At 67.4% G+C, this 8549-nt stretch carries 9 protein-coding genes; 4 read left to right on the forward strand and 5 right to left on the reverse strand.

Annotated features, from left to right (window positions below):
* Positions 1 to 79: 79 nt before the first annotated feature.
* The 3 genes from C8N38_RS14165 to C8N38_RS14175 are packed head-to-tail and all read right to left on the reverse strand — an operon-like array spanning position 80 to position 4128.
* Positions 80 to 1480 (reverse strand): S8/S53 family peptidase, encoded by a 1401-nt coding sequence (locus C8N38_RS14165; protein WP_108027814.1) that lies wholly within the window; start codon positions 1478 to 1480, stop codon positions 80 to 82.
* A gap of 1 nt (position 1481) precedes the next feature.
* Positions 1482 to 2384 carry a phosphatase PAP2 family protein gene (locus tag C8N38_RS14170; protein ID WP_245895755.1) on the reverse strand — a complete coding sequence of 301 codons (903 nt, stop codon included), beginning with the start codon at positions 2382 to 2384 and terminating at the stop codon, positions 1482 to 1484.
* Between the two features lie 10 nt (positions 2385 to 2394).
* Positions 2395 to 4128: an AfsR/SARP family transcriptional regulator gene (locus C8N38_RS14175; RefSeq protein ID WP_146176281.1), complete on the reverse strand. Its 1734-nt coding sequence runs from the start codon at positions 4126 to 4128 to the stop codon at positions 2395 to 2397.
* Positions 4129 to 4390: 262 nt separating this feature from the next.
* Between C8N38_RS14175 and C8N38_RS14180 the strand changes: the two genes are divergently transcribed.
* A complete protein-coding gene (locus C8N38_RS14180; RefSeq protein ID WP_108027817.1) occupies positions 4391 to 4789 on the forward strand; it encodes an acyl-CoA thioesterase in 399 nt (132 codons plus the stop codon).
* A 26-nt stretch (positions 4790 to 4815) separates the two neighbouring features.
* Here the strand turns inward: C8N38_RS14180 and C8N38_RS14185 are convergent, their stop codons facing one another.
* Positions 4816 to 5055, reverse strand: coding sequence for an Lrp/AsnC family transcriptional regulator (locus tag C8N38_RS14185; RefSeq protein ID WP_075786569.1), 240 nt, complete (start codon positions 5053 to 5055; stop codon positions 4816 to 4818).
* Between the two features lie 147 nt (positions 5056 to 5202).
* On the opposite strand from C8N38_RS14185, the gene hisB reads away from it, so the two are divergent.
* Both hisB and hisH read left to right on the forward strand, forming a co-directional pair.
* The gene (gene hisB / locus C8N38_RS14190) at positions 5203 to 5790 is read left to right on the forward strand and encodes an imidazoleglycerol-phosphate dehydratase HisB (RefSeq protein WP_108027818.1); all 588 of its coding nucleotides are present in this window, start codon (positions 5203 to 5205) and stop codon (positions 5788 to 5790) included.
* Between the two features lie 4 nt (positions 5791 to 5794).
* Positions 5795 to 6433 (forward strand): imidazole glycerol phosphate synthase subunit HisH, encoded by a 639-nt coding sequence (gene hisH, locus C8N38_RS14195; protein WP_108027819.1) that lies wholly within the window; start codon positions 5795 to 5797, stop codon positions 6431 to 6433.
* 18 nt (positions 6434 to 6451) lie between these two features.
* On the opposite strand, the gene C8N38_RS14200 is transcribed toward hisH, so the two are convergent.
* On the reverse strand, positions 6452 to 7063 hold the full coding sequence (locus C8N38_RS14200) for a CDP-alcohol phosphatidyltransferase family protein (protein WP_108027820.1): 612 nt from the start codon (positions 7061 to 7063) through the stop codon (positions 6452 to 6454).
* Between the two features lie 290 nt (positions 7064 to 7353).
* On the opposite strand from C8N38_RS14200, the gene C8N38_RS14205 reads away from it, so the two are divergent.
* A partial coding sequence (locus C8N38_RS14205; protein WP_158272356.1) for a cache domain-containing protein occupies positions 7354 to 8549 on the forward strand: 1196 nt, incomplete at its 3' end.

The following is an 8549-nucleotide window of genomic DNA, read 5'->3' on the forward strand; positions in this document are numbered from 1 at the left end:
GGCCCGAAAGACGGCCCGACACGCGGCCCGGGCGGGCCTTCGCCCCCGGGCGGCGGCGCCCTGTCCGGCAGGGGCCGGATCAGAGCCCGTAAAGATCGGGGAAGCTGACCTTGCCGGTCCAGGAGGGATAAAGAAAGCTGCCCTCGTCGGTGTCGATCGACACACAGCGCGACAAAAGCCAGTTCCGCACTGCCGGGCCATCGGCACAGGGCTCGATTTCGCCCAGCGAGCGGCCGAGCGAGACAAAGCCCGCGACGATGGCCGAGGCCGCCGAGCTGCCGCCGAAGCGGCAGAAATACGACCCGAACTCGCGCAGCCCCTCGGGCGGCTCGTCGCTGGCATAGGGGCTGTAGGAATAGCCGTGGCGGCCCGGCACATCGGTCGAGACGATCTCGAAATGCGAGAATTTGCGGTTGTCGTTATGGGGCGGGCACAGCCGGTCGGCAAAGCGCGCCTGCTGCTCGTCGAGCCGGACCGAGACCCGGTCGAAGGTTTCCGCGTCGTTGCTGGGCGCCAGCAGCGTCGCGCCCGCCACCTGCGAATAGCCCGCGACCATGCCCTTGGCATTCGCCGCGCCGACCGCGATGACGCCATTATGTTCGCTGGCCAGGTTGGCCGGATAGATGCCGCCGCTTTCCTGCGAATTGCCCGCCGCGCAGATGACGGGGCGGCGCATCGAGACCGCCACGATCAGCCGGGCGAGTTCATCCCAGAGCGCCCGCTCGCGCGGCGGGATCTCGACCTGGGTCGCAAGCGAGCCCAGATCCTCGCCATCGAGATCGACGCTGGCCAGCTCGGGCACGATCCGTCCCGGATCGGGGATCGAGCGCGGCAGCAGCACCACATCGGCGCCGATGATCTCGGCATAAAGGAAGGCCAGGATCAGCATCTCGGGATCGGTGTCGAAATTGGTCGAGATCGGCACCAGCTCGCAGAACGGATCGACGCCCGCATAGGGCAGCGGCACCGAAAGCGCCTGCGCGCCCGCGCCGCGATACTCGGCCGCGATCTCGACCAGCGCCGGACGCGCGCCGACGAGGCCCGCAATGGCGGTACCATGGTTCGAGAAATCGGGCGAGGTCGCGGGCGCCACGCCGTTCACATGGGCGATGGCCCCGGGCGACAGCCGGTCGACCAGCTCGCCCAGCAGCGCGCGCGTCTCGGGCAGATCGTCGGGCACGGTGGTCGCCAGATTGGGCAGATCGAGCGTCAGGCGGTGATCGCCCGGATGGCAGGGAAAGGCCCCGAGCCGGTTCGAAAAGAAGTCGATGGCCAGATCGCGCGCGATCGCGGGCACGAGGCAAGGATGATCGACCGCGACCGAGGTGTCGATCACCGCCACGCGGCTTTTGCGGCCCTTGCAGGGCGCAGGCCCGTCGCGCAGCAGGCCCAGCACGCCGATGCTTTCCAGATGCCAGAGCGCGGCATAGTCGTCATAGATCTCGCGACCCTGCGGCCGGCGGGTATCGTCACCGAACATCTCAGATCCACTCCTTCTGGGCGGCAAGCATCTGGTCCCGGCACACGACCTCCAGGACCGGCAGGATCATCCGGGCTAGGTCATGCCCCGCCCGCGTGTCGCTGGGATAGTGCAGCCCCGCCCATTCGCGGTTCTCGGCCACCCGGCGCGCGGCGACGAAGACCTCGGAACTGGCCGGATGCTCGGGCACGATCCGCGACAGCACGAAGGCGACCGAAAAGGACTGGAACGAGTGGTTCGACGGATAGGAGGCATGCGCCGGGATCGGCAGGAACGGCCTGAGGCGCGGCTCGACATTGTTGGGGCGCAGGACGTCGAAGCGTTCCTTGTAGCGCAGGCCGATCTCGTCGCACAGAAGCAGCACCAGCAGCACCAGACCGATGGTCGCCGAATAACCCGACCGCCCCTCGATGCCATAGGGGCGCAGATAGGCCGACAGTTCCAGCCGGCTTTCGCGCAGGATTTCCTCGCGGCGCATCGCCTCTTCCCCCCGCCGGAGCCGCACCTGCTTTTTCAGTAGCTCGATGGCTTCGGCGCGCAGCTGGTCAAGCGCAGGCGGCAGCGCCACCGGCAGGTCGATCCATTTCGGCTCCATCCCGTACAGCGCCGCGCGTTCGCGCCAGGGTTCCAGCGTCAGCTGCGCGCCATCGGTATCGGCGCCGCTTTCGCGGTTCTCGCTGGCATTCCGGTTGCGGTTGCGGTTCCGGTTGCGATTGCGGTTCCGGTTCAGGCTGGACCGGTTCATCGCCAGAAGCGTCGACAAGGACCCGCCCGCCGCCGCCTCTCCGGCGTCGAAGCCGGGAAATCCGGCATCGCTCAGGCTGCCCCCCGCGCCTTTCAGCACAAGACCGGTCGTCGAGACGACGAATTCGGCCTTCTTCAATATCTCCAAGGAATTGCTCACCTTTCCCCCCTCAACATCCGGCACGGGCAAGGCCCTCCAGAACATGGTCGCAGGCCTCGCGGCGCGGCAGCCGGAACCGCATTTCGCGCGTTTCGCGGTCGGCGAAACCGGGATCGAGCGCCAGCAGATCGGCGCGCAGCGTCTCGGCCGCGTCGCCCTCGCCCAGATGGCCCAGCGCCGCCAGCGTGTAGCGCATCGCCGCGTTGAACCGCGGCTGCTTGACCAGCGCGCAGCGGCCAAGCTGGACCGCGCGGGCGTGATCGCCCGTCAGCATCGCCACCATGCAGGCTGTGGTCTCGTAGGTATAGCTGATGGGGCTGTACTTGCCGAGATTGACCGCCCGTTCCGAAGCGGCGCGGGCGCGGTCGAGATCGCCGCAATAAAGCTCGTGCAGCGCCAGATGGTCCCAGACAAAGGCCTGCATCGGGTTCAGCTTGACCGCGCGGCCGAAGATCTCGGCGGCGATGTCGTGGCGGTCCAGCACGAAGCCCATGACATGGCCGATGCAGGCCAGCGCAATCGAGTTGAACGGATTGTCCTGCAGGATGTCCATCGCCAGCGCCTCGGTCCGCTCGCGCCGCTCGGCGTCCCAGCCGCCGATATTCTCGCCCAGCGCAAAGGAACTGGCATAGGCGCTGAGGCTCGGGAACAGGCTGTTCTCGGTGCGCTCGTTCAGCCGGTCCAGAACCTCGGTCGTCGCCTGCATGCGCGCGGGGTCGAGGTCGAACATGCCCGCCAGCACGCCATAGCCGATCAGCGCGCTGTAGTCGTTGCGGATGCCGGTCGGGCCGTCGCGGGTGCTGCCGATGATCTTGGCCATATGGTCGACATTCTGCGCCACGAACTGGTTGGTCAGCGCGAATTCGTCCTCGTAGAAATCCTTCTGCCGGGTCTGCATCGACTGGCTGAGCACCAGCGAATTGGAGCCGTTCTCGTAGACGAGGAAACTGACCGAGACGGTGTCGCCCACCACAAGCGTGCGGGTCCGGATCAGGAAATCGGGTTCGCCCTGGCGCGGTTCGGGCGCGCCCGCCCCCGCCTCGCGCAGATCGACGATCTGCACCGGGTGATAGTCGCGCAGCGCCCGGGCCACGGATTCGATGATGTAATCGCCGATGAAGGCCCCGCTTCTCAGCCCGCCATGGACGATCCCGGGCAGGAGCCCGATCTCGATCCCCCGCGGCATCCGCCGCGCGGCGGGCGCGGCCGTCGGGCGCGCAGGTCCGGTGGGGGGCCCGGCCTTTCGGGCTGCGGGGCCGCCCGACCCGATCTCGTCGCGCAGCCGCGCCCAGGCGGACCGCTCCAGCGTCAGCCAGTCCTCGAATTCCTCGTCGGGAATGTCGAGCCCTTCCAGCAGGTCGGCGCCCGGGTCCACCCCCGCGGGAAGCCGCCCGCCCCCCTCGCGGATCGCCCGAAGATCGACCCAGAGCCGGTCGAGATCGAGGCAGAGCGCGTTACGGTCGGTGGTCAGGAGCGTGTCGTCCACCGCCTTCAGCGCGCGCTTCAGTTCATAGACCGACTGGCGCAGGCTGCCCGATGCGCGGCCCTCGTCGCTTTCGCTCCAGAGCTTGTCGCGCAACCAGATCCGCGTGCGCGTGCCCCGCGGCGACAGCGCCAGAAGCGCCAGAAGCGCCTGCGCCTTGCGGCTTTTCGGCGTGATGTCGCGCCCCTCGGCATCGGTCAGGCAGAGTGCGCCCAGAAGGTGCAACCGCGCAGATCCGCTTCCTGTCTCGCTCCCGGTCATGTCCGTCCCCCCAGACGTCAGCGACAGGCCCGGCGGACCCCGGCTCCGGGGCCCGCGCTCCGATTCGAATGACCCATTCGAATTGGTCTTGATTTAACGCTAACCCGGTTCCGTCAGGCCACCGTTAATTTTCCGGTAACTTTCGGCCAGCGCGCCTGGCCGCCCGGGACGGCCCGCCTGCGGCAAAGCGTACCCGCCGCGCGCTTCTCAGCCTGCCGGCAACCCGCTATAGGCGGTCCGAGGACGAAGGAGACCGCCAGCCATGCCCGAGCTTTCCCCCGAACGCGGCGAGCCCGTGATCCGCACCATCGCCATGCCCGCCGACACCAACCCGGCGGGCGACATCTTCGGCGGCTGGCTGATGTCGCAGATGGACCTTGCCGCGGGCAGCGTGGCGGCCCGCGTCGCGCGCGGGCGCGCCGCGACCATCGCGGTCGAGGGCATGCAGTTTCTCAAGCCGGTGAAGGTCGGCGACGAGGTCACGCTTTATGCCAAGCTGGTCAAACGCGGCCGCAGTTCGATGACCATCGAGGTCCGGGCCTGGCACCGGCCGCGCTGTCAGGAATGGAGCGAACAGGTCACCAAGGGCCTTTTCACCTTCGTCGCCATCGACGACTCCGGCCGGTCGCGCCCCCTGCCCGACCCGGTTCAGGCGGGCTGAGAGGGCCCGCAAACGGCCGGGGCGGCTCAGAACGCCTTGAAGGTCAGCGTGGTCAGCGACCGGTCGATGCCCGGAATGTCCAGCAGCCGGTCATTGACGAACTTGCCCACATCCTCGGATTTCGGGATGTAAAGCTTCATCAGCAGATCGTAATCGCCGCTGGTCGAGTAAAGCTCGGAATGGATCTCGCGCAGGACGATCTCTTCGGCCACCTCATAGGTCTTGCCCGGGCGGCAACGCAATTGCACGAAGACGCAAGTGGTCATGGGCGGCTCCTTCTCGGCTGATGCCGCGCAAACCTACCAGAGCCCCGGGCACCTTCAAGCCGCAATCGCCCGTGCCGCACGGCCCCCCTCTTGGCCCGGCGCCCGCCCGCGCCTATAAGCGGCCCGGACCCACTGGCGGAGGCACCCATGCGGACGGCGAAGATCACGCGCAAGACGGCCGAAACCGACATTTCCGTCGAGATCGGCCTCGACGGCACCGGACGCTACGACATCGCGACCGGGGTCGGCTTCTTCGACCACATGCTGGACCAGCTGGCCCGCCATTCGCTGATCGACATGACCGTGCGCTGTCAGGGCGACACCCATATCGACGACCATCACAGCGTCGAGGATGTGGGTATTGCCCTCGGTCAGGCGCTGGCCAAGGCGCTGGGCGACAAGCGCGGCATCCGCCGCTACGGGTCCTGCCTCCTGCCGATGGACGATGCGCTGGTGCGCGCGGCCCTCGATCTGTCGGGGCGGCCCTATCTGGTCTGGTCGGTCGATTTCCCGACCCAGAAGATCGGCGGCTTCGATACTGAACTGGTGCGCGAGTTCTTCCAGGCGCTGTCGACCCATGGCGGGATCACGCTGCATGTCGATGCCCTGCACGGGATCAACAGCCACCATATCGCCGAAGCGGCCTTCAAGGCGGTGGCGCGCGCGCTCCGCGACGCGGTCGAGACCGATCCGCGCAAGGCCGATGCCATTCCGTCCACCAAGGGGGCGCTTTAGACCGATGCTGACCGCCATCGTCGATTACGAGTCGGGCAACCTGCATTCCGCCCAGAAGGCCTTCGAGCGTGTCGCCCGCGAAACCGGGGCGGGCACGGTCGCGATCACCTCTGACCCCGACACGATCCGACGCGCCGACCGCGTGGTGCTGCCGGGCGACGGGGCCTATCCGGCCTGCCACCGCGCGCTGTTCGATCATCGCGGCGTCTTCGAGGCCATCGAAGAGGCCGTGGTCGCGGGCGGGCGGCCCTTCCTCGGGATCTGCATCGGCATGCAGATGATGGCAAGCCGCGGCCATGAATACGAGGAAACCCCGGGTTTCGACTGGATCGGCGGCGAGGTGGTGCGGATCGAGCCCGCCGAGGCGCATCTGAAGGTGCCGCATATGGGCTGGAACGATCTGGTGCTGGACGCGGCGCACCCGGTTCTGGACGGCATCGCGACCGGCGATCACGCCTATTTCGTGCATTCCTACCAGTTCCGCGTCGCCGATCCGGCGCACCGGCTGGCGCATTGCGACTATGGCGGCCCGGTCACCGCCATCGTCGGGCGGGGCACCATGGTGGGCACCCAGTTCCACCCGGAAAAGAGCCAGGCGACCGGGCTGCGGCTGATTGCCAATTTCCTCGGCTGGGCGCCCTGAACCTGGGCGCCCTGAACCCTAACCTTCGGGAAAGACCCGCCGCGCCAGCAGCACCCGCGACAGCGCGGTCACGAAACAGAGCGCGCCGAAGCCCCAGGCCAGCGGCGCGAACCAGGACGGGATCAGACAGATCGCGACGAAGAAGGCGATGGTTTCGGTCCCTTCCAGCAACCCTCCGGTGAAATAGAGCGACTTCACGCCACGGGCGCGGGTCTCCATCTTGCGGCGTTCGGCCAGGATCGCAAAGCCGAGGAAGGTGGCACCGTTCACATAGAAGCTGGTCAGCAGGAAAGCCCCCGCCGCCCCGTTCGCCGCAGGGTCCAGCAGCACGAAGCCCAGCGGCACCGCGCCATAAACCAGGAAATCGGCAACGATATCGAGATAGCCGCCGAAATCGGTCTTGCGGCTGGCCCGCGCCACCGCCCCGTCAAGCCCGTCCGCCAGCCGCCCGGCCAGCATCGGCCAAAGCGCAAGCCCCGGCAACCCCAGCGCGATCAGCCCCGCCGCCGCGAGCCCGAGCCCGAGCCCCGCCAGCGTCACCCCGTCCGCCGTCACCCCTCGCGCCGCCAGCCGCTGGCCCAGCCGGTCGAGCGGCGGGTCGATCAGACGGCGCATCATCCCGTCAAGCATGCCTGTCCCTCTTCTGCCGCGCCCCAGACTGCCGCTGCAGGGCGTCCGGCCGCAAGCCCCGACAGGGCCCGGTCCCGGCCCGATCCCGCCGAATCGGACGGATCTCCCGCCGTAAGAGCAGGGACGCGGCGCGCACAGGTTACCGAAATGATCGCTCCACTTGTCTTGAGCACCCGACGTCCCAATGGCTTACCGGATCCTGAGCGGGGCCCATGACGCCCGCGCGAAAAGATCCTCTTAGGGCAGTTACTCTAGATCTGATTGCATTCGAGTTCGGGAAAGGGTGTCCCATGTCCGCTGTCTTCAAGAAGATCCCCGTGCGGATCTACGCCATCGTTCTGTTGTCGCTGGCGCTTTCGTCTTTGCTTTTTGTCTTGCTGATGTCGCGTGCCACGGATCTGGCCTACAAAATCCGCGAAGCCGAACTGCACGATCTGACCGGACAGGCGGTCAGCCTTCTGGAAGACCTCGACCGGCAGGTGACGGCCGGTGAAATCGGCCTCGAAGAGGCCCAGGCACGCGGCCAGGCGCTTCTGACCTCGCTGCATTTCGGCGAGTCCGGTTACATTTTTGCCATCGACCACGACCTTGTGGTGCGGGTGCATCCGACCATGCCCGACTGGGTGGGCACCAGCCAGGCCGACTATTCCGACGTCAACGGGCTGAAGATCTTCCAGGAGATGCGCAAGGTCGCGCAAGCCGACGGCAAGGGCTGGATCAGGTACTGGTTCAAGAAACCGGGCGCGACCGAGGCCGAGATGAAGGTCAGCTTCATCGAGGACTTCAAACCCTGGGGCTGGATGGTCGGCACGGGGGCCTATGTCGCGGATATCGAGGAAGAACTTGCCGCGATCCGGACGCCCGCCATTATCACGCTCGTGATCGGCATATTGCTGATGGTGGCGGTTTCGACCGTGCTGATCCGCAGCGTCACCGGGCCGCTTGCGGCGCTGGTGAAATCCATGAGCGATGTCGCCAATGCGCGCTACGATGCCGACATCCCCGCGGCAAAGCGCCAGGACGAAATCGGCGTTCTGGGGCGCGATCTGGCCGCGTTCCGCGACAAGCTCGCCGAGTCCGAACGGCTTGCCGCCGCCCGCGAGGAGGACCGCCGCGAACAGGAACGCGTGGTGACCGATCTGGGTGTGGGGCTGCGGGCGCTGTCCGAGGGCGATCTGACCCGGACCATCGACACGACCTTCGCGCCAGCCTACGAACAGCTGCGTCAGGACTTCAACGCCACCATCGATACGCTGAACGCGCTGATGGGCGAAATCGTCGAGAACTCGACCGAAATCACCACCCGCGCCGAGGAAATCAGCGGCGCCTCCGACGACCTGTCGCGCCGAACCGAAAACCAGGCCGCCACGCTGGAAGAGACCGCCGCCGCGATGGACGAGATGACCGCCAGCGTGCGCGCCGCCGCCGACGGCGCGGCCCAGGTCGAAAACGTGGTGCGCGAGGCGCGCGGCAATGCCGAACAGTC

Origin of the sequence: Rhodovulum kholense (assembly GCF_003053725.1) — a bacterium.
Classification (GTDB): Bacteria; Pseudomonadota; Alphaproteobacteria; order Rhodobacterales; family Rhodobacteraceae; genus Rhodovulum; species Rhodovulum kholense.

Excerpts from the sequence above, each read along its gene's own strand:
- C8N38_RS14165 (WP_108027814.1), bottom strand. The coding sequence starts at position 1,480 with ATGTTCGGTGACGATACCCGCCGGCCGCAGGGTCGCGAGATCTATGAC.
- C8N38_RS14175 (WP_146176281.1), bottom strand. The coding sequence starts at position 4,128 with ATGACCGGGAGCGAGACAGGAAGCGGATCTGCGCGGTTGCACCTTCTG.
- C8N38_RS14180 (WP_108027817.1), top strand. The coding sequence starts at position 4,391 with ATGCCCGAGCTTTCCCCCGAACGCGGCGAGCCCGTGATCCGCACCATC.
- C8N38_RS14185 (WP_075786569.1), bottom strand. The coding sequence starts at position 5,055 with ATGACCACTTGCGTCTTCGTGCAATTGCGTTGCCGCCCGGGCAAGACC.
- hisB (WP_108027818.1), top strand. The coding sequence starts at position 5,203 with ATGCGGACGGCGAAGATCACGCGCAAGACGGCCGAAACCGACATTTCC.
- hisH (WP_108027819.1), top strand. The coding sequence starts at position 5,795 with ATGCTGACCGCCATCGTCGATTACGAGTCGGGCAACCTGCATTCCGCC.
- C8N38_RS14200 (WP_108027820.1), bottom strand. The coding sequence starts at position 7,063 with ATGCTTGACGGGATGATGCGCCGTCTGATCGACCCGCCGCTCGACCGG.